Raw genomic sequence first — 20,720 nt, 5'->3', positions numbered from 1 at the left:
TTCCTCAAATCTGTGTAATAGCGACTTTTAACGATGTTCACACTTATAATTAAATTGTTGTTATGCGTGATTTTTTGTAACCAAGGGTATTAATAACAAGGCAACGCACTGAAAACTTGATAAAACAGCTCAATCAACGCTAAAATATAAAAGATGAGTCGATTTCAAAACATTGGAATTTTATGAGCCCTAATTCTCAAATAGAAAAAAATGAAAAGTGGTTACTGCAGTTACTTGAAAATGTAGGTATTGATTGCGAGGTTTTACAAAATAAACTGCCAAAGCATTTCGAGTCTATGCTTACTAACAGTGCTGAAATATCAATTGATGAGTTGGAAGTAATACTGAGCGTATTGGAGGATATAACATCTGATCATCATATAGGCATTAAACTTGCCAAAGGCACTCTTATCAAAGACCTTGGGATTTATGGTTATCTGTTGGAACAGTCAAACACCATAAAGACGTTTTTAGAAACATCGATAAAGTACTACCCAATACTGTATCGACCGGCAAAATTAGAACTGCTACCCAAAAAATCGTATATGAGTTTCAGATATAGCGACTCAATTCCTACGAAGAATTCTCACAGACATGACAACGAGTGGACATTGGCTTGGTTTGTCGATCAAATATCGCAAAAATTAGACTTTGATTGGAAACCACTTAAAGTATGCTTTTCAAATCCAGCACCTACTGATATTACACCGTTAACTGAAGTGTTTGGTGAAAACTTATTTTTCAATCAACCCTATAATAGTTTTGATATAGAAACCAAATTACTGTTACGTCGATATAGCTCTGTAAATGAGAACTTAATCAATGTTATTAAGCCTATTGCAGATCAAATAATAGATAAAATGGTGATAGAAGAATGTTTTGAAGCAAAGGTCAGAATTCTGATCATGAAAAACCTCAGCGATAATATGTTATCCAGCGAAGTTATTGCTAAAGAATTATTTATGTCAATCAGCACATTAAAGCGTAGATTAGCAAAATTAGGCTTAAGCTTTAGAAAAGTTAAAGAAGAAGTTTTGTTATATATTGCAAAATCTCTGCTTTCTGAGAATAAATTATCGATTAATCAAATAGGGTTATCACTAGGTTATTCAGAACACAGTGCCTTTAATCATTTCTTTCTTCGAAAAACAAATCATTCACCTAGCTATTATAGAAAACAAGCTAAAGCGAAATTGATATGATGGCTTTGCTTTATTGGTATAACTAGAGTACGAAGCTAGGATCCCTCGTAACTTAAACAATCATACGGCTTCAACCTCTTAAATTGTTAACGATTAAAGTTTGATAAACTATCTATTAATAATTGTTTAAACCAAGCATGAGCTGCACTTTCCTGTGTACGCTTATGCTCGAGTAAATAGAATTTTATCCGTTCCCTTTCGGGTAAACCAAAGTTAAAAACAGGAACATAATTAGTAACAGTATTTAGTTGTGAAGTAAATTTTGCTGGGCCTATAAGTAAATTATCTGTTGTTTGTAAGATATCAACTAGCACTTGTAATTGGTGACTTGCAAACTTAATCTTACGCTCTACTCCTTTTTTGATAAGCAAGTTATCTACTGGGTGAGAAAAACTCATCTTTGAGCGTGACTCCACAATTAAATTTACAAATTTGTATTGTAAACAATCCTCTAAAGTAACCTTATCTTTTAAGGTCAACGAGTGTCGTGGCCCAGCATAGATACTTAAGTCAACATTTCCTATGTAAGTCGCATTAAATAATGCAGGCACATCATTAGTTGAATAAACCGCAAAATCTAATTCTCCACTCTCCAATAACTGAAATGGATTAGACATGGGAGGATGCTCACTAATGCTGACATTTGGAGCATCAATAGCGAGACGTTCATATAAATTTAAAATGCAGCCATGAGCTAATAATGGTGGAATAGATACTGAAAAGGTTTTATCACATAAAGCCGCACTAAAATCAGGTGAACTAACTAGCTTTTCCAATCTGGCAATAATATAAGGCAATTGTTTACCAATGTATTGCGCCTTCTCTGTAGGCATCATGCCGTCGCTAGTTCGATAAAACATTGGATCGTCAAATGTGTCCCTGAGCCTTTGTAAAGTTTTGCTCATCGCTGGTTGACTGATAAACAATTTATCAGCAGCCCTACTCACATTGCGCTCTTTTAACAATACACTTAACGCTATTAGTAAATTTAAATCTATTCTGGATAGTATTTGTTCACTTTCCACTCTTACCCACTATTCCATTTGGTTATATTGATAAATAAGAATAACTCATTTTACGAATAAATCAAAAGTATCTATACTAGCCCCATCTGAACAAATATTGAACTTTACAATCCTGAAAAGGTTGACTGTTTAAAGAAAATTCAAGGGCTATACTCTTGAAGGATTTAAGCATCTGATAGGATTTTTATATTCAATTTTTAGTGCACGAAATTTTTATGGCATTCGTGAAAAACTACACTATAGTTTAGTATGAATATCAATTACTTAAGCTTTTAAAAAGGTAACCACATGAACTTTAAGACTTCTATTATTGCATTATCTATTACTACAGTTTTCTCAATTTACACTCCAATCGCCAGCTCAGAGCAAGCAAAATCATTAACTGTGACTGAAGATAATTTCACTCATGCGGAGACTGCTCGTAATTTTCGTAATTGGGTAGCATTGGGGGCAAACAAGCAATTTGCAAAAATGAAAGGCTTACCGCCTCGTGGAAAGGATGCACCAACTGTACAAATGAACGATGATACTCTTTACGGTATTGCAATTGTAAAAGCGGTAGACGGTAAAGTAACCTTTAACATCCCTGAAACAGATAACTACATGGCTGTGCAAGTAGTAACTGAGCGTGGTCATGGCCAGCATTATGTCGTTGAAGATGGCAACTATAATTTACCGATTGAATCAGACTACGCATTCTTTATTTATCGCTCAGGTACTGAAAACGGCATTGAAGCAGCTCGTGCAGAATTGGAAAAAGTGGATGTTAGCCAGTTTAACTATGCAGTCGACTACCAAGTGCAACCATACAACTACGAAGAAGTAGAGGCGTGGGTTAAAAAGTACACCGAAGAAGTAAATAATTTGAGTAAGTTTACTTATACCTTTCCACGCACCTCAGATACAGTTACCGACCTACATCAGTGGAACTTAGAAAATGCGGCTGGCTGGGGTGGCGCAAGCCCTGAAGCTATGGTGGGCAATAAATACGCAAACAGTCCAAAAATGAAAGCAAGTATTTGTTATACATCAACCTTTGAAGATCCTAAGAACGCGTTTTTCACTTCAATTACCGCTTATGACAGCAGCAAATACTTAATGGAAGGGGTTAACAATATTAACTCTCATCGATGGGATAAGAACGCCGATGGCACTATTACCGTTTCATTTAACTGTGGTGACAATGCTAAAAATAACATCGATACCAAAGGCACTGACTTTACATTTACCAGTCGTCATTATGGTGTGAACCAAAAAGTTATGGATGCTCCTGAAGACCCAATCATCTCTGCTGTTAAAGCACAGAAGTAATTCAATAATTAATAAAAGCTTACTGCTATGCAGTAAGCTTTCTATTAAGTTTTTAAACAAATCATTATTTGTCATAGTTATTAATTTAACTATGACAGTTTAAGATTAATAGCAATATTTTGTTTTATTTAGGAGTAGCAATGAGCGATACGTTGAATACCATCAAGCAACTACAAGTCCAAATGGAAAAGTCTGTTATTGGCCAAAAGCATATGGTCAAAACCTTATTAATTTCACTTTTAACTAATGGTAACGTGCTGTTAGAAGGCCTTCCTGGAACAGCAAAAACCCGTTCTATCAAAGCATTAGCTAAAGCCTTGTCGGTTGACCTAGGTCGTGTGCAGTTTACACCTGATTTATTACCTTCTGATGTAACGGGCACAGAGGTTTATCAAGAAGTTGAAGGAAAACCAACACTGACGTTTCAACAGGGACCGATATTTAACAACTTGTTGCTAGCAGATGAAATTAATCGTTCTCCGGCAAAAGTACAAGCTGCCCTGCTAGAGGCTATGGAAGAAAGGCAAGTTACCGTTGCTGGTAAAACCCATAAATTACCCGAACTATTTATGGTCCTAGCAACACAAAACCCAGTAGAGCAAGAAGGAACCTATCCTTTACCTGAAGCTCAAATGGATCGTTTTCTCATGAAAATTAACTTGGATTACCCTGATAAGGCTGCTGAAGCCCAAATTATCAAATTGGTTCGTGGCGAAGAAAAGCCAACCCAAGAATCATTTCAACCAATTGACCCACAATGTATTTTTGACGCTCGAGAACAAATCTTTGATATTCATTGCAGTGATTCAGTGCTTGATTACATGGTGTCTATTATTATTGCAACACGTGAGCCAGAGAATTACCCTGATTCACCCTTATCAAAATGGATACGCGTAGGTTCAAGCCCACGTGCAAGTTTGGCATTAGATAAAAGCGCACGTGCAATGGCTTGGCTAAACAATAAGGAGTTTGTCGATCCAGATGATATTCGCCAAGTTGTTCATGCCGTGTTACGTCACAGGTTGATGCTAAGCTATGATGCCCTTGCTGAAGGCGTTACGCCCGACCAAGTAATTGATGAAATATTAAAGCAAGTTGCAGTGGCTTAGCCTTCAAGTTAACTACTTATTTATGATGACCTGAGAGACTCTACACATGGCTAAAACACCAGAAAAAGTAGATGAATTTGATCTTAATATCTATACCAATTTAGATGTACTTACACGGCTACAATTTAAAGCCCATGGCTTTTCATTTAACCCCAAGCAGCCAATTAACAGTATTTTGGCAGGTAAAAATGTATCTAAATTGAGAGGTCGCGGTTTAAATTTTGAAGAAATGCGCCAGTACCAGTTGGGTGACGATATACGCACCATGGACTGGAAAGTTACTATGCGAACTGGCAAACCACACGTAAAAGTATATACAGAGGAACGCGAACGCAACGTGTTTTTGTTGGTCGACCAACGACAATCTATGTTCTTTGGTAGCAAAGGCAAAACAAAATCTGTTATCGCAGCCGAAATCGCCGCCCTGGTTGCTTGGCGTACGCTAGAAGCTACGGACCGAGTCGGAGGTATTGTTTTTAATAGCCAAAACTGTCTGACCACTCTTCCCAAACGCAGTAAGCACCATGTATTGCAGTTTTTAGCTGAAGTTTGTAAGCAAAATCAAGCATTAAACAGTGGTGTGGCTAATACTAATGCCAGTGTGTCATTGGAAAACATGTTTGAGCAGACGATGAGAATTGTTGGCCACGATGCTTTAGTTATTTTTATAAGTGATGGTATGGGTTGGAATGATAAATGTGCAGAATTAGTTAAAAACATTAGCCAGCACAACGATATTATTTGCTGTCATGTTACCGATCCACTAGAACATCAGTTAGCGAGTATGAAGCAAATGGTGGTCAGTGATGGTGCTATGCAAATAGAAGTTTCCTCTGACAAATCCCAATTGAAACAAGACTTCCAGAAAGATGTTAAGCAAGCAATTGATAACTTTAGAGTAACGGCACGTAAATACCGAATACCGCTTTTACCTTTTAACACCTTACTTCCTACTGAAACTCAGCTTAGGAAGGCGTTAGGTTTAGTTGTTGAATAAAGGTAGCAGGAGTAATTTTTAAAATGCAAACGCAAGCAAGTAACTCGTTTACGCCCAAAAATGGCAACCCCATGGTTGAAGAATTTATAGAAGTATCACGCCCAGAGAATATCAGTTGGTGGCCTGAAACGCTCGGTTGGCAAATATTACTGTTTCTTTTCGTGCTATTTATTTGTTATCGCTTTTACCGTGTATTTAAACATTATATGGATAATGCTTACAGACGCTGGGCAAATTTACAACTAAGCCTATTAACACAAAGCACAGAAGATCTTCAAAAGCTGCCAATTTTACTCAAAAAAACAGCTATATATGCATATAAAAGAGAGAGTGTAGCTGAACTTACTGGTTTGGCTTTGGAGACTTGGTTAGATCAAGAATGTTCACAAACAGAGTTTTCGAAAACGCCTATTTCAGGATTACTTAACCACCTAGCTTATAGCCCAACACCTGAGTTAACAACCATGCAGTTTAATGAGCTTAAACAACAAATTAGTCAGTGGATAAAATATCATCAGGGGGAATTATGATTGAACTCGCCTACCCTTGGTTGCTTAGCCTGATTGCTTTGCCTTTTCTTGTTTATTGGTTGTTCCCAACCTATAAAGAGCAAAAAGATTCGATTCAAGTACCTTATTTTCAACGTTTGGCTGCTTTATCAGGAGAACAACCTAAGCAAGGAGCAGTGAAGCTTAATCGACGCATGCTACAGCGTATTTTATTGGTTATTGGTTGGGTTGCTTTAATAGTAGCTATTGCCAAACCTGAATGGGTTGGAGAGCCTATAGAGCAGAAGAAGTCTGCACGCGAAGTTATGTTTGCCCTTGATTTATCGGGCTCTATGTCTGAAAAAGATTTTACTGATGAAGCGGGGAATAAAATTACCCGTTTAGAAGCCGCCAAAAATGTATTAAATGAGTTTGCCAGCCGACGTCAACATGACCGATTAGGCTTAATCCTTTTTGCTGATGCTCCCTATTTACAAGCGCCATTTACCGAGGATACTGCAACTTGGCAGCAACTACTCAACCAAACTAAATTAGGCTACGCTGGTTTCAAAACAACATTTGGTGATGCTATTGGCTTAGCAATTAATATTTTTAAACAAGACAGTAAAAAGCAACGAGTACTTATTCTCCTAACCGATGGAGAGGATACAGGCTCAGCCATGCCACCAATTAAAGCCGCTGAAATAGCAGCCGAAAATAATATCAAGATTTACACCATCGCTGTTGGTGATCCTGCTAGTGAGGGCGACTATAAAATGGATATTAAAACCCTAGAAACAGTTGCTAGTATTACTGGCGGAAAAAACTTCCAAGCACTCAACAAAGTTGAGTTAAGCCAAGCATACGATACCATTGATGAGCTAGAACAAGAGCTTTATGAAACATCCTCATATCGTCCAAGAACCAGCCTACACCACTGGACAATCGGTATTTATTTTGTCACAAATCTGCTGATTGCCATTTTATTTTTAATCGCTAATTTGTTTAGAAGAAAAGAGGCGATATTTATATCAGGTTCATCAACTAACACAACAGATGATATAAGTGAGGTGAATCGTGCCTGATTTATTGCTCGATTTTATTGATATTCTAGCCTTGCACCAACTTGCCGGCTTTCACTTTTTACGTCCATGGTGGCTATTGGCCATCATTCCTATGTATTTATTTATGCGCTTTGTGGTAAAGAGTGAGGATTCATTGTCGCAATGGCAAGGTCATATGTCAGACGCAATGATTTACCACTTAGCCATCAAAGAACAACAAAAAAGGCGGCTCACTCCCAAAAGGTTATTTATGCTGTTTGCTGTGATCATCACGCTAGTCATGGCAGGACCAACATGGAAACAACAACCTACGCCATTTTTTACTGATGAGTCGGTATTGATTATTGGCTTAGATGTTTCTGCCAGTATGAACACGAGCGATTTGCAACCATCAAGATTACTTCGTGCCAAGCAAAAAATTAATGAGGTATTACAGAAGCGTGGTGATGCTAAAACAGCCCTAATTGCGTTTGCAGGATCTGCTCATGTAGCTATGCCCATTACTCAAGACAACGAAATGATACGCCATTTTCTCGATGTCTTAGATAGCAGCATAATGCCAGCCAGTGGTAAAATACCACAATCCGTATTACCAGCAGCAGAAGCTTTACTGGCGCAGGTCAAAGCACCATCAAGTATTTTGCTGTTAACTGATCAAACCAACCAGTTAGCGGTTACCGGCTTTAGAAACCTATTAACAGGCACTCCCCACCAACTCGTTGTCTGGGGGATTGGTGAAAATCCAGATAGCGGCTTGGCCAGCAGCGCCGGGTTAAGCGCAAATGATTTAAACTTGCTTGGAGAGTTAGCAGATGTAGGCAATGGTAATATGGTACCTTTTACTCATAACTCTGATGATGTAGAAATGGTATTACGTTCACTAAACAATACCTTGCAAAATGTTGATGACAACTCACTACCTTGGTTTGATGCAGGCTACTTATTATTGTTTTTATTGATCCCATTACAAGCTCTTTGGTTTAGAAAAGGATGGACAATGCAATGGTAAATCATATCAACATCGTAAATCAGCCTTCTAATCCAAGTGCTTTTGCTAAGTTAATAAAAAATGTCAAAGCTTACAAATCGCGCTGGTTATTAACTGCTCTTTTGCTAATTACGACAATAATTTATAGCAATCCTCAGCCATTTGTTAATTTATGGCTTAGTCGAGACCAACAAGCCATGCTAATGGTTGAACGTGAAGAGTTTGCTAAAGCAGCACTTACGTTCTCTAATCAACACTGGATCGCTTATAGCTACTATGCCAACGGTGAGTTTTTACAAGCTGCTAGCGTTTACTCTCAAATTCCTGGTGAAGTAGCATTATTTGGCGAAGCCAATGCCCTAGCACATGCGGGAAATATCAATTTGGCCATTACAAAATATGAAAAGCTTTTAGAAAATAATAGAAATCATGTTCAAGCTCAGCATAACTTAGCGATTGTAAAAGAACTGGCAAAAAATCAGGTAAAAACCAAAACAAAAGGTGGCGGTAGCCCATCGCCTGACAACGCGGTACAAATGAGCAAAGAAGAGTTGGCGAAAATTAAAGACCAACCACAAAAAAATAAAGCAAAAATGACAGGAGAAATGTGGTTGCAGCAAGTAGAACAAAACCCCACTAAATTTTTAAAGAAGAAGTTCCAACAGGAGTATGTGGATGCAAACCGTTAAAGCACTATATCAATACTCAACTAAAACAATGTCCAAGTTGTTTTTACTCGCTTTATTAGTGACTTTTAGTACTGTTAGTTCAGCGAATGCACCGCTATCGGTTGATGACTTAATGCAAGATGGATTGCTAAAGGTATCAGTAAACCTAAAAGAGCAAAGCCAAATTGTCCCTCGCCAGCAAGCGATATTGGAAATAGAGTTAATCAGTTACCATGATTTTAGCGACAATATGAAAATAGACTTTTTCGATATCGAAAATGCTATTGTCTCTAAACCTTTTGCTAGAACAGGCTTTAAAACAAAAACCATAAAAGGCAAACAATGGTACATACAAACCAAAGAAGTCGCCCTGTACCCACTAAAGGAAGGGGAATATAACGTTGCCCCCATTGCTACAGAAGCCTTCATTAACATCGAAGGAAATGTGGTTTCTGGCAAAATACAGACACAAGCATACACGTTTAATATCACTCAAACCGAGAAACTTAAACAGGTAAAGGGTTATATTGCTAGTTCGAAATTAGACGTTGTCCGTGAAATTACTGAGCAACCTGAACAGGCGCTTGCCATTGGAAGCGCTATTACCATAAAAAGAGAGATCCACGGCGATAATTTACATGGCGTTATGTTACCTGACTTTGAGCCCATTCAGTTTGACGGCGCGCAAACTTATGAAAAACCAACTAACAAATCAGATGGTTACGATGTTCTCAGCGACATAAGTCAGACTCGTTTAACCTCATCAGTTACACTGATTTTTCAGCAAGAAGGACTCTATAAACTTCCTGCTGAAACCGTCCTTTGGTGGGACACGACCAAAAAACGACTTAAGACTGTGACAATGCCAGAGATGAGCTTTCAAGTGGGAGAGTCTAGTGAAGAAATCATCGCAAACGCACCACAAAAAGCAGAGAGTCAACCACAAACTAGCACATCGACTATTAATTGGTGGTTAGTAATTGTGATTTGTACTGCGCTTTTGTTTCTTTTGGCGATTATTAAAGTTATCAGGCAAAACAAACAAGTAATAACAGCGCATTTTAATCAACGTATACATTTTAAGGCGTTAGTTAATCGTTACCTATACGCTATTGAACAAAGCGAACACCAAGTCGCACTTGCTTGCTTATATCAAATTGCCGATATTAAACATAATAACAAGCCGGCACTAAAGGCTTTGATTCAAAATGATAAAGAACAAGCAACGCTCCAGCTGCTATTTACTTTAGCCTATGACAAAAAACAGATGACAGACTCTGTTTCAAAACAAAGCGCTAAAGCGTTGTTACAAACCATTATCGATAAAAAATTTGAAACTCACTTTTTTACACCCGTTAAATTTAATATGAAGCTAAATTAAAAACCATCTCACTGAATGTGAACGCAGAGGTTTATGTGATATTTGGTTAAAACTACTTGTGTCAAAAATAGGCAAAATAAAGTATTCCCGCCTCAGCGGGAATGACTGCCCTTTTCTATTTTTTACTTATTGAAGTCTTTTAAAATAGTGCCTGGATTAAAATCCATATCCCCTTTGACCAGATAGCAGTCTAGCATTTTAATCGGCTTTAATTTATGTATTGGCCAAACGTCAGTTTCAGCAGGCATCCACACAGATCCAGTACCTTTATAAATTTCGTACCGACCTGCAGCATCAGTAGAGGGTACAAATTGCGCATCATCTTCTACGTACTGATGTACATCAAAGCCTTTACCTTCTACATTAGGGATCATTTTCAAACATAAACCCGGCGGCATTTCTGGCGCTTCTTCGGCAGGTATTTGTACCTCAGTTCTAAAGTGAGTTTCAACCAATGACAAACCTTTAGGACGCTGACATTTGCTATAAATTTCATTACTCTCAAAACTAACTTCTGCATAACATATTTTTTTAGAATCTCCCCAATATTCTCTACCCGATGCCATTGCCACATCGCTGTTAACCATTAGGAAATATTCAAAGCAATAATCCTTGCCATCAAAGGTACATTCTGGGAAAACATAAGTGCCAATATAAGGCATAGGTAAATGATCACAAATTTGAACAAGTACCTGTACGACTGCACTGCCATCAGATCTAAGCTCACAGCCCTCCGGTAATATATCTTCTATTTCACTTGGATCAGCTTGGTAACGATAGATTATGTTGGTGGTGTTTTTCACTTGTAGGGGAACCTGGTAAAGTGGACTGTGTGCAGGACCACTTTGACCAAATCGATTTACTGTAAACTTTCCCATATCTGTTCTCTCTATTTATCGATGGCTGTTAGTTTCATTCGATAGGTTAATATAGAGAGGATATTTAACTTGATATTAAAGCTCATATTTCACAAAAATTGTATTACCTTAATTTTTAAGGTCTTTATTCGTCAATTAAAGGCACGTTAAATATCTTCCTCCTTCTTTATCATTACTATGCTTAGTTCACTAAAGTTCTAATGGTATTAACAAGTTCCAACTCTTGCTCCACAGCACCGGTATTATCTGCAAGTAAACGCAGTGTTTGTATAGTTTTCGGGTTTGAAAAACATTGTTCCATTACTGTGTTTTCTTGGGCTAAACCAGAAAACAAGCCATTTTTAAAACCTGACATTGTTTGTTTTAATACAGACTTAACTCCTTGAATTGAAGCCAAGCTATTAGTAGACATATATGCCACAGTACTTTTTACATAGTCATCTAATTGCTCGCTATTTGAGAAAACTTTATTCACGACATTGTAAAGCCCGGCTTCAGCTCCTGAAAAGTCTCTAGCAGTTAACATAATTTCTAATGCTCTAGCACTTCCAACTTTAAGAGGAAGGAGTGTAGACCCACCTCCTGATGGTAAAAAGCCGGCACTGACTTCAGGAAAACAAAATTTAGAATGTTCGGTGGCGAAGCACATGTCCATCGCCAGCATCATTTCAAAGCCACCACCACGGCATATGCCATCTACCTTAGCGATAGTGACCTGCGGCAAACTATTAAGTGATAAACCAAGGGCTTGTAATATATTCAAATCCTTACTTTTACTTACTGGAATTGTAGGGTCACCATCAATTAATTTTAAAATGTCGTTAATGTCAAAATGAGCAACAAAAAAATCTGTATTTGCACTTTCAAACACTACTACCCTAGTTGATGTGTCGATCGTTAGCTGTCCAACTAAAGAAAAAAGCTCTGCAACCATAGTAGCTGACATCATATTAACGTCTCCGTAATTAAGAGTAACGGTTAAAGTTGCATCATCTTTTTTAGTGGAAAATGTTGAAAAGTTCATTAGTGTGTCTCCTGTTGTTCTTTCATAGTGGCATACCCATAAGCTTGAATTGCGCCAAATACGTCACGATGCCCTAATACTTCATTAATTGAACGAAAACCCGCTTTACTTGGCTTATCTTTAATAAGGCGCATAGCAGCATAAGCTTGTAATAAACCGGTGATTTGATAGGCATTATTGCCAGAAATTTCACAACGAACAGACTTGTTATTACCTCGACCGACACACCAATCAATAAATCGATTTTTATGTCGATTCTCACGCGGTGGCATAGTACTTTGCATTTGACCCGCTAAATGGTCCAAAACCGGAAACAATTGCTCATCATTAAGCCATTGCAGCTGTACGTTGTAAGCAACTTCCAGTTCTTCGCAACCTTTCCAGATATTTTGATTACCCATGGCAAGTACCATATTACAGTTACGAACTCGGCCATCATTTTTAAAATAAACAACGTGTGATCCGCCTCCCCATTGGTTTCCCATAACAATGTCACCGCTATAAGGAAGTGCCAGCTCTTGCCTAACAAATGTTTTTTCATACTGTTGTAACTGGTGGTCAACAATTTTGAATGACGGGTTACGGCACATATCAAACACTGATTGGGTAGAACCAACAGTAGGTGTACCAAAAGTAAAAACTCTAACATCAAGGCTATCAATACCTGGAGTTTCTAAACAAACACGAGCTGCAATATCACTCACACTAAACATATATGCCGTTGCAGGTGCACAGACTAAACCAGCCTGCTCAAATTTATCATGGAATTTTGCTTCCATTTCCAACATCCAATTTTGCTCACCCGTTGTATCTAAATAATGACAACCGCTATTTAATGCTGCTTGGATGGTTTCTTCACCAAATCGAGAGAAAGGGCCTACCGTGTTACAAACGACCTTTTTGCCCTTTAATAGCGCAGTTAAAGCTTCAACGGTATGCTCAACCTCTACTATTTTGTAGTCGGCATTTTCAATTCCGGGAATTGTTTTCATTGCTTCTTCGATGCGGCTACAATTCCTACCAGCAGCAATAAAAGGAATGTTATATTCCCTTAAAAACTCAACAACTAAACGTCCGGTATAGCCACTCGCGCCATAGACGACAACTTGATAATTATCATTCATTTTTAATATTCCTATTTATCTGTTTAATCTTGATTTTGCTAAATCTTTGGTTAATAACTTGATTAAAAAACTTGGTGAAAGACGACTTAACATCCATAAAAATTTAGCAGGAGTTGTTACTGGGATTATTGCTTTGTTCTTTTTAACACCAGCTAAAATAACTTCAGCACAGCCTTCTGGGGATATTCCTGATTTTTCAAAGCCTTCTAGTGACTTAAGGTGCTTATCACGATCTAAATTCATCATTTCGCTTTTTTCAAAAATTGGGGTTTTGACATAACCTGGACAAACAACACTTACCTTAACGCCCAAATCAGCACCTTCAACACGTAACGCCTGTGACAAGCCAACAACCCCAAATTTTGCAGTAACATATGGTGCTTCCATAGGTAGTGGCACCAAACCTTGAATAGAAGCAAGATTGATAATATGACCCCCCCCCTGTTTAGCCATTTGTTTAAACGCTAATGTTGATCCATTTACGACACCATCTAAATCTACCGACAAAACCTTTTTCCAATGTTCGATAGTTAAATTAACAACCTCGCCCGCAACTGTAATGCCAGCAATATTGAATAAATAATCTAACTGACCAAACTCAGTTATGATCTCTTTGATTAATTGAGAAAAATCCTCGTGTTCAATAACATTTAAACGTTTAACCGTTATGTTGTTATTAGATGAATCGACCCATTGCTGTAATTGAGTGATATTAATATCAACGGCTACAACCCTTGCACCACGACTGGAAAGTAATTGAGTAACGGCTTTTCCGATGCCAGATGCAGATCCAGTAACCAGACATACTTTATTGTAAAATTGATTTTTCATATAAAAATTCCTGCAGATGTAATTTTATAAATACTTAATTGCGTTTATTTGATTACAGTTATCAATGCATACTCTAATTTCATTAATTTTTAGCTAATGTTAAAAATTAGCTCAAGTATAAGAATGCAAGACCGATAAGCTTGATAATTTGGCTCAATTATTAAATTGATGGATTGGTTTGATTCTAAAGGAGGTTTATGCAAAAAATTGAGGATGCTTTGCTATTGTTACTAGGCATCTGGGCGAATATAACTGAGTAATAACTAAACTTAAAACAGCACTCTGATTAAATTAATTAAAAAATGGTCTGAATTATCAAGCAAAACTACAAATGCTGAGTAATACTTAACTTGATTATATTCTCACATAGTTCAATAAGTTCTATTGAATTCAGTAGTATAGGAAACAAGATTAATGAATTTTTTTAAGCGATTGTTAGTTTGTACCGTATTAGTATTATCTTTTAATACCTTTGCAGAAGATAAGCCAAATATTGTCTATATTTTAGTGGATAACTGGGGATGGGGAGACCTGAGTATTCAAGGCAGTACCATTGAAACACCTAGTATTGATAAATTTGCAAACCAAGGGTTACGACTTACAAACTTTAATGTTCAAAACCAATGCACCCCTACTCGTTCCGCGTTACACACTGGTAGGCTACCAATTCGTAGCGGTAATCAAAAAGTACCAGCCCCTGGAGAGCCTGATGGTTTAGCCTATTGGGAGTATACCTTACCCGAACTTCTTTCTGATGCAGGTTATCACACAACACTGTTTGGCAAATGGCATGTTGGTGCAAGCATTAAAAAGCTTCCTAATTATCAGGGGTATGATTACTTTTGGGGAACGCAAGAAGGCACCAATGCTTCAGGCTATACAGCAACACCACAATGGGATCCGACTGTTGCTACTACCCCTTATATTTATGAGGGCGTAAAAGGTAAGGATGCGACAAAGGTTAGAAAATTCGATATTCCTGCAAAAATAACCTTAGATAGTGAGATAACCGAAAAAGCGATAGCAAATATTAAAAAGCAAGCTAAAACTGGCAAACCTTTTTATAGCTACATTGCTTTTACTCATTTTCATCCTCCTTTTACTGTGCACCCAGACTTTAAAAACGCCTCTAAAGCCGGCATTTATGCTGATACACAAATGGAAGTTGATCACAATATAGGTCAAGTTTTAAAAGCGATAGATGATGCAGGCATTGCTGATAATACAGTGGTTATTCTTACCGGAGACAATGGTGCAGGAAATTTCCCACAAACAGGTGCTCTAGCTGCCGGTGAAGACGGTGGAGGTGGTTCAAATGGCCCTTGGCGTGGTGGATTGAGTACCGCCTACGAAGGCGGATTACGGACTCCAGCAATGATCCGCTACCCAAATAAAATTAAGGCTGGTCGTGTATCAGATGAAATCGTAGGTGATATTGATATGTACACCACTATTGCCAGTTTTGCTGGTGCAGATAAACTGGTACCTACAGATCGTCCTATTGACGGCGTAAATCAAAAGGACTTTTTCCTTGGCAAACAAGAGACATCTAATCGAGATCATTTTATTGTTTTTGTTGGTGATGATTTGTTTGCCATCAAGTGGCGTAATATGAAAATGCATTTTATGGCAACAGAATCAACTCATTCAGTGGCGGTAACTAAATTTACCTTCCCACAACTTTTTGACATTAAAAATGATCCCAAAGAAGCTTATGAGTTATGGGGAAATCAGGGCTATGTACACGGCTGGGTAATGGAGCCAATAATGAAGAAGATTGTTGATCTTAAAAAGAGCATGGCAGTGTATCGAAACATTCAACCGGGTGAAGAGTTCAAAGGTTACGATAAAAAATAACCTAGTTTTAAACTTAAAAAAACAGCCTGAATTGGCTGTTTTTTTTATTAATACAATTAATACACTAATTTACCAACTGTACATAATACCTAACCCAGCACCGAACTCTGCCGAATCGTAAAAGTACCAATCACTATCACCTATGCTGCCTTCTTCAAACTCTACAGAATAATGCTTTGCATAAATAGACGCTGCCCATGACGGTGAAAACTGCCAAGCCAGCGCAGTATTAATGGTAACACTGCCTTCAGAGCCACCGGCTCCAGCATCTATATGAGTAACCCAGGCTTTGTCTGTTCCAATTGTCATAGCATAAGCCACCCCAACATATGCATCAGTCCAGTCATTTTCTACCGTTCGATCAATAACATGTACCGGACCATTGTGATCAAAGTCAATTTCATGCGTTGTATTGCGAACGCCTGCATAAGCACTAAATCCGTTGTCAAATTGATAAGCCACATTGACATCTAAACCATCAGCAACAAAGTTTAACTTTGTTGCAATTGACTCTCCGCTATTTTCTAACTCAGACGTTTCTGAGCCTGCTAGCTCAAGGTGTGAAACAGTATAACTGATTTTCCATTTACCCTTTTGTGCAAACCCCGTAAAACCAAACGCACTTTCCATAAGGTCACTGACATCACTTGAGCTTAAATCAAGAGGTGTTAATACAGGTCCTGCACCAGTATTCAAACCAATATCACCGTCAATATTTAAAGCAAAGAATCCCGTACCAATACCAAATTTCCAATCGTCAGCTGCTGCTACTGAACTCACGGTTAATAAGGCGCTTAATATAATAGTTTTAATGAACATGAAACTCCCCTTTCTATGTTTTTATTTTTAATTAGCGTTAACAAATATGTAAACTTAGTATTAACAGTATCAGAGAATTTAAAAAAACCAATGTTTATCAGAATTTTACAATAAGAATTTGTAAGGAGGAGGAAGTTAAAACTATCGATGAAAAAATTAAAGAGTTTAATACAAACCCACATATATCCTTGTTGGTTTGCATTTATCGTATTATAAATGGCTCAAACTACTAGTTAGTTTGGTGTTCGCTATAACGCTTTATTCAACCGTTCAAATCCACGTTCTAAATCGTCAATTAAATCATCAACATCTTCTAAACCAATATGTAATCGGATCACAGGGGAATCAAGCGCAACAGTGGCGTTAGGCCTGCTGTTCTTCATTGTACTGTAAGCCATGACTAAACTTTCAAAACCGCCCCAAGAAAAGCCCATTTTAAAGTGAGTCATACCATCTAAAAATTCTGTTAACGCTTGTGGATTACTTTGCTTTAAAGAGAATGAAAACAAACCATTTCCACCAACAAAGTCTCGTTTGAAAAATTCATGTCCCGGACAGGACTCAAACGCGGGATGAAATAAAGTATCCACTTCACTACGTCCTTGCAGCCATGTTGCTACTTTTAACGCATTTTGCTCATGTTGTTTAAGCCTTAAATCTAGCGTTCTTATTCCTCTTAACGCTAAGGTAATATCATCTGGTGAAGCGCATTGCCCAAGTAGATATGACTTTTCTCTAAGTACAGGCCAGCTTTTTTCATTCGCTGTAGCCGTACCTAACATGACATCTGAATGCCCACCTACGTATTTGGTTGCTGCTTGCACTGAAACATCAACCCCATGCTCAAATGGTTGAAAATGTATTGGTGAGGCCCAAGTATTGTCTAAGATAACGGTAATGTCTGGATTTAGCGCATGCGCAACGTCACATATCCCCGGTACGTCTTGTACTTCCATGGTAATAGAGCCAGGAGATTCTAGAAAAATAACTTTGGTATTAGTTTGAATTAGGTTCTTTATACCTTTGCCAATAAGTGGATCATAATAGGTAACCTCAACACCAAACGACTTTAACGTTTGCTCACAAAAATCTCGTGTTGGCTCATACACTGAATCAACCATCAACAAATGATCTCCGGCTTTTACAAACGCTAAAATTGCAGCGGTGATTGCAGCAGTACCACAAGGATATACATAACAGCCCACTCCGCCTTCTAAGTCGTTCATCGCGTTCGCGAAAGCAAAGGTAGTTGGCGTGCCACGACGACCGTAAAATAATTCTTGTTGTTGACGTTTTTTAACCGCGCTGTTCATTTGAGCGACTGAATCAAATACTACCGTTGATGCACGATAAATTGGTGGGTTAACGATACCTTGAGTCCATTTTTTTGAACGACCGGCATTAACAATTTTTGTTTTATCTTTCATCTTGTTACTCAATTGAGGTTTGAATTATTTAAAAACTTAATCTAACTAATATAGCTATCTAGCCATCTAAATGTTTTATACCTGTTATTTAAAATAGTTGCAACTGCTCATCTGTTATATTACCAAACGATTTGCCTATAAAGGGTAATATTCCATCAGCCACCGCCCCCAATTGACGTTCAATATATAGAGGGTAATCTATCGCTGAACTTAGATGTTCCTTTACCTGCGGACCATTTACAGTCATAACATACTCTATCCAGCCTTTATTTTGATAACGTAAAGGTTTGCCAAGCTTTTCATTTAGGTGATCAGCATGGCGAGCAGCTTTTACATGAGGAGGTATATTTTTTTGGTAATCTTCTAACTTTCTGCGTAAACGCTTTCGATAAATTAACTGCCCATCAAACTTACCCGCTAACGTATCGGCTACGGTAGTTAAAATGTAATCCTCTACCGGCTCACCTTTAAATACTTTTAAATACAGTGTTTGCTGAAATTCTTTTGCAAGCTCGGTCCAATCGGTACGAACACTTTCTAAGCCTTTAAAAACAAGCTTCTCTTGCTCCCCACGCCCTACTAAGCCCGCATAACGCTTCTTGGTACCAATATCTTGACCACGTACTGTTGGCATCAAAAACTGATGAAAATGAGTTTCAAATTCAATTTCTAATGCAGAGTTTATATGGTATTTATCTGTGAGTTCTTGATTCATACGTTTATTGATAAACGCCATCATCTCTTTACCGACAGACACACTTTGCTTGTCGGTTTTATCTTCACCAACACTGACAAAAATGGAGTCCGTATCACCATAAATAACCGTGTAGCCTAATTCTTCTATCCAATCTTTGGTTTGGTTTAAGAGTTGGTGTGAGCGTTTTGTAATTGAGCCCGACAGCCTTGGATCAAAAAAACGGCAGCCAGTAGAGCCTAAAATTCCATAAAAAGAATTCATAATAATTTTAATGGCTTGCGATAACGGTGCATTCTTATGTTGTTTAGCTTTGTCCCGCTCTGCCCATAAGTTTTCTATTATTTCTGGTAAGAAGTGTTTGTTACGGGAGAAAAAAGCGCCATCAAAACCAGGGATGGTTTTGTACATGTCGGGTTTTGGTTGTTCAATTTCTAGCTGTTGCTCTAACAATCCTTCAATTAACCCCATAGGATCGATGTTAAAGGTACGAATAATACTGGGATACAAGCTTTTAAAATCAAGTACTAATACGTTTTTATATAAACCGGGTATAGAATCCATCACATAACCGCCCGGTGACACTAACCCACTGTCACCATCGCCCATATTCGGAGCAATATAGCCACTACGATGCAGTTTTGGTAAATATAAATTTGTGAACGCTGCAACACTACCACCAACACGGTCTAGTTCTAACCCGGTTAACGCAGAGCGTAATACGGCAAAATCTAATAATAACGTTTTTTCAAAAATCAGCCAGACCAGGCGGCAATCTTCAAGGTTGTAACTTGCCAACTGCTGTTTGTGATATAAAAATTTACGTTTAATTTCCTCAACCCGATTATCTACGTCTTCGATATCTTTGCCAATACCAAGTAGATGTTGAGATACGTACTCAAGTGAAAAGCTAGGAAACGAATACGTTGCTGATTTAAGTAAATCAATACCATCGAGAATGACTCGACCAGCAACTAAAATAAAGTTTTGCTCAGGGCTTAAACGATTTTGTCGCCAATAAGGGGCACTGCCATCACGACCTATGGCAAATTTAATGTTATTAATGTCACAACGCTTTTGCAGTAATTTAAAATCAAAATTTATTACGTTCCAACCAATGATAATGTCGGGATCAACCTCATTTAACCAGCGAATAAACTTGAGTAATAAATCGTACTCATCTTCTACCCATTCAATATACTCATCGGCACTCTCTTCCACATCACCTATCATAAAAACTTTCTTTATGGTGTTGCTATAAGCACCAATAGAAAATAAGTCACCGTCAAAAGAACACTCTAAATCAATAGAAAGCATGGTTAAATTGGGAGTATATTCAGTTTTTCGGGCTTTGGCTTGCTGATATTGACTGAAGCCAACAGCGCTTTGTTTTACACCGGTAAACTCCATTGCTCCGGTAATAAAACGTTCCATTAAAAATCGGTCTTCAGGCCTAATATCATCTTCAAAACATTTTATACCGAGCTCTTTTAAAAGCTCTCTTGCTTTATAAAAAAGCTTCAACTTGGCAAAGTAAAATCCATGCACTTGATTTTGACTGAAGTTTTTTAAATTCAATTGTTTATATTGATGTTTTATATTGTTTTGAGTTAAAAAGTCATGGGCCTGTAACGCATTAGCATCTTCGACAAAAAATACGGCTAATTCGTTATTTACGGTAATTTTTATCGGGCCATCAACGCCCTTTAACCAGTAGGTCAAAAGCATGCCGTGGCGAGTGTCTTGCACTTGCCTTGTGAGGAGAAAACCTTTTTGAAGCTGTTGAGACATTAAAAGTCGAATTAATATAAAAACCTGTTAATATATACAGCA

18 protein-coding genes are annotated in these 20,720 nt (G+C 37.8%); 10 read left to right on the top strand and 8 right to left on the bottom strand.

Translation table 11 applies throughout. The annotated features are described in order from the left end of the window. Positions 1-182: 182 nt before the first annotated feature. Positions 183-1,202 (top strand): AraC family transcriptional regulator, encoded by a 1,020-nt coding sequence (locus RI845_RS08930; protein WP_348389389.1) that lies wholly within the window; start codon positions 183-185, stop codon positions 1,200-1,202. 86 nt (positions 1,203-1,288) lie between these two features. Here the strand turns inward: RI845_RS08930 and RI845_RS08925 are convergent, their stop codons facing one another. Then, the gene (locus RI845_RS08925) at positions 1,289-2,227 is read right to left on the bottom strand and encodes a LysR family transcriptional regulator (protein ID WP_348389388.1); all 939 of its coding nucleotides are present in this window, start codon (positions 2,225-2,227) and stop codon (positions 1,289-1,291) included. Positions 2,228-2,515: 288 nt separating this feature from the next. Here RI845_RS08925 and RI845_RS08920 point away from each other — a divergent pair, with 288 nt between their 5' ends. From RI845_RS08920 to RI845_RS08885, 8 genes are all read left to right on the top strand, one after another. Further along, complete coding sequence (locus RI845_RS08920; RefSeq protein ID WP_348389387.1) at positions 2,516-3,538, top strand: hypothetical protein; 1,023 nt, start codon at positions 2,516-2,518, stop codon at positions 3,536-3,538. Positions 3,539-3,678: 140 nt separating this feature from the next. Then, a complete protein-coding gene (locus RI845_RS08915) occupies positions 3,679-4,647 on the top strand; it encodes an AAA family ATPase (protein WP_348389386.1) in 969 nt (322 codons plus the stop codon). 46 nt (positions 4,648-4,693) lie between these two features. Further along, positions 4,694-5,644: a DUF58 domain-containing protein gene (locus RI845_RS08910; RefSeq protein WP_348389385.1), complete on the top strand. Its 951-nt coding sequence runs from the start codon at positions 4,694-4,696 to the stop codon at positions 5,642-5,644. Between the two features lie 23 nt (positions 5,645-5,667). Further along, positions 5,668-6,174 (top strand): DUF4381 domain-containing protein, encoded by a 507-nt coding sequence (locus tag RI845_RS08905; protein WP_348389384.1) that lies wholly within the window; start codon positions 5,668-5,670, stop codon positions 6,172-6,174. Continuing rightward, positions 6,171-7,217, top strand: a complete 1,047-nt coding sequence (locus RI845_RS08900; RefSeq protein WP_348389383.1) for a vWA domain-containing protein — start codon at positions 6,171-6,173, stop codon at positions 7,215-7,217. The genes RI845_RS08905 and RI845_RS08900 overlap by 4 nt, the downstream gene beginning before the upstream one ends. Next, on the top strand, positions 7,210-8,205 hold the full coding sequence (locus RI845_RS08895) for a vWA domain-containing protein (RefSeq protein ID WP_348389382.1): 996 nt from the start codon (positions 7,210-7,212) through the stop codon (positions 8,203-8,205). The genes RI845_RS08900 and RI845_RS08895 overlap by 8 nt, the downstream gene beginning before the upstream one ends. Continuing rightward, on the top strand, positions 8,199-8,873 hold the full coding sequence (locus tag RI845_RS08890; protein ID WP_348389381.1) for a hypothetical protein: 675 nt from the start codon (positions 8,199-8,201) through the stop codon (positions 8,871-8,873). Before RI845_RS08895 ends, RI845_RS08890 begins: the two co-directional genes overlap by 7 nt. Then, positions 8,860-10,233, top strand: coding sequence for a hypothetical protein (locus RI845_RS08885; RefSeq protein ID WP_348389380.1), 1,374 nt, complete (start codon positions 8,860-8,862; stop codon positions 10,231-10,233). Before RI845_RS08890 ends, RI845_RS08885 begins: the two co-directional genes overlap by 14 nt. A gap of 122 nt (positions 10,234-10,355) precedes the next feature. Here RI845_RS08885 and RI845_RS08880 read toward each other — a convergent pair whose 3' ends face one another. The 4 genes from RI845_RS08880 to RI845_RS08865 all read right to left on the bottom strand — a co-directional run bounded on the left by RI845_RS08880 (position 10,356) and on the right by RI845_RS08865 (position 14,090). Beyond that, entirely contained in the window at positions 10,356-11,111 is a 756-nt protein-coding gene (locus tag RI845_RS08880; protein WP_348389379.1) for an acetoacetate decarboxylase family protein, read from the bottom strand. A 181-nt stretch (positions 11,112-11,292) separates the two neighbouring features. Next, on the bottom strand, positions 11,293-12,135 hold the full coding sequence (locus RI845_RS08875; protein ID WP_348389378.1) for an enoyl-CoA hydratase/isomerase family protein: 843 nt from the start codon (positions 12,133-12,135) through the stop codon (positions 11,293-11,295). After that, a complete protein-coding gene (locus RI845_RS08870; RefSeq protein WP_348389377.1) occupies positions 12,135-13,259 on the bottom strand; it encodes a saccharopine dehydrogenase family protein in 1,125 nt (374 codons plus the stop codon). Before RI845_RS08870 ends, RI845_RS08875 begins: the two co-directional genes overlap by 1 nt. A 15-nt stretch (positions 13,260-13,274) precedes the next feature. Next, entirely contained in the window at positions 13,275-14,090 is an 816-nt protein-coding gene (locus RI845_RS08865) for an SDR family NAD(P)-dependent oxidoreductase (protein WP_348389376.1), read from the bottom strand. A 414-nt stretch (positions 14,091-14,504) separates the two neighbouring features. On the opposite strand from RI845_RS08865, the gene RI845_RS08860 reads away from it, so the two are divergent. Then, a complete protein-coding gene (locus RI845_RS08860; RefSeq protein ID WP_348389375.1) occupies positions 14,505-15,947 on the top strand; it encodes a sulfatase-like hydrolase/transferase in 1,443 nt (480 codons plus the stop codon). Positions 15,948-16,016: 69 nt separating this feature from the next. Here the strand turns inward: RI845_RS08860 and RI845_RS08855 are convergent, their stop codons facing one another. The 3 genes from RI845_RS08855 to RI845_RS08845 form a co-directional block, all read right to left on the bottom strand. Next, positions 16,017-16,766, bottom strand: a complete 750-nt coding sequence (locus tag RI845_RS08855; protein ID WP_348389374.1) for a hypothetical protein — start codon at positions 16,764-16,766, stop codon at positions 16,017-16,019. Between the two features lie 248 nt (positions 16,767-17,014). Beyond that, entirely contained in the window at positions 17,015-18,205 is a 1,191-nt protein-coding gene (locus RI845_RS08850) for a cystathionine beta-lyase (RefSeq protein ID WP_348389373.1), read from the bottom strand. Positions 18,206-18,281: 76 nt separating this feature from the next. Continuing rightward, positions 18,282-20,678 carry a DNA polymerase II gene (locus RI845_RS08845; protein WP_348389372.1) on the bottom strand — a complete coding sequence of 799 codons (2,397 nt, stop codon included), beginning with the start codon at positions 20,676-20,678 and terminating at the stop codon, positions 18,282-18,284. Positions 20,679-20,720 lie beyond the last annotated feature (42 nt).

The organism is Thalassotalea nanhaiensis, assembly GCF_031583575.1.
In the GTDB taxonomy this organism is placed as follows: Bacteria; Pseudomonadota; Gammaproteobacteria; order Enterobacterales; family Alteromonadaceae; genus Thalassotalea_A; species Thalassotalea_A nanhaiensis.
The sequence above is the reverse complement of the archived record's forward strand: the minus strand, read 5'-3'. Positions and strand labels throughout refer to the sequence as shown.

Coding starts and splice junctions, on each gene's coding strand:
- RI845_RS08860 (WP_348389375.1), top strand. CDS start 14,505: ATGAATTTTTTTAAGCGATTGTTAGTTTGTACCGTATTAGTATTATCT.
- RI845_RS08845 (WP_348389372.1), bottom strand. CDS start 20,678: ATGTCTCAACAGCTTCAAAAAGGTTTTCTCCTCACAAGGCAAGTGCAA.
- RI845_RS08880 (WP_348389379.1), bottom strand. CDS start 11,111: ATGGGAAAGTTTACAGTAAATCGATTTGGTCAAAGTGGTCCTGCACAC.
- RI845_RS08890 (WP_348389381.1), top strand. CDS start 8,199: ATGGTAAATCATATCAACATCGTAAATCAGCCTTCTAATCCAAGTGCT.
- RI845_RS08865 (WP_348389376.1), bottom strand. CDS start 14,090: ATGAAAAATCAATTTTACAATAAAGTATGTCTGGTTACTGGATCTGCA.
- RI845_RS08900 (WP_348389383.1), top strand. CDS start 6,171: ATGATTGAACTCGCCTACCCTTGGTTGCTTAGCCTGATTGCTTTGCCT.
- RI845_RS08870 (WP_348389377.1), bottom strand. CDS start 13,259: ATGAATGATAATTATCAAGTTGTCGTCTATGGCGCGAGTGGCTATACC.
- RI845_RS08905 (WP_348389384.1), top strand. CDS start 5,668: ATGCAAACGCAAGCAAGTAACTCGTTTACGCCCAAAAATGGCAACCCC.
- RI845_RS08910 (WP_348389385.1), top strand. CDS start 4,694: ATGGCTAAAACACCAGAAAAAGTAGATGAATTTGATCTTAATATCTAT.
- RI845_RS08915 (WP_348389386.1), top strand. CDS start 3,679: ATGAGCGATACGTTGAATACCATCAAGCAACTACAAGTCCAAATGGAA.
- RI845_RS08875 (WP_348389378.1), bottom strand. CDS start 12,135: ATGAACTTTTCAACATTTTCCACTAAAAAAGATGATGCAACTTTAACC.
- RI845_RS08930 (WP_348389389.1), top strand. CDS start 183: ATGAGCCCTAATTCTCAAATAGAAAAAAATGAAAAGTGGTTACTGCAG.
- RI845_RS08855 (WP_348389374.1), bottom strand. CDS start 16,766: ATGTTCATTAAAACTATTATATTAAGCGCCTTATTAACCGTGAGTTCA.
- RI845_RS08920 (WP_348389387.1), top strand. CDS start 2,516: ATGAACTTTAAGACTTCTATTATTGCATTATCTATTACTACAGTTTTC.
- RI845_RS08885 (WP_348389380.1), top strand. CDS start 8,860: ATGCAAACCGTTAAAGCACTATATCAATACTCAACTAAAACAATGTCC.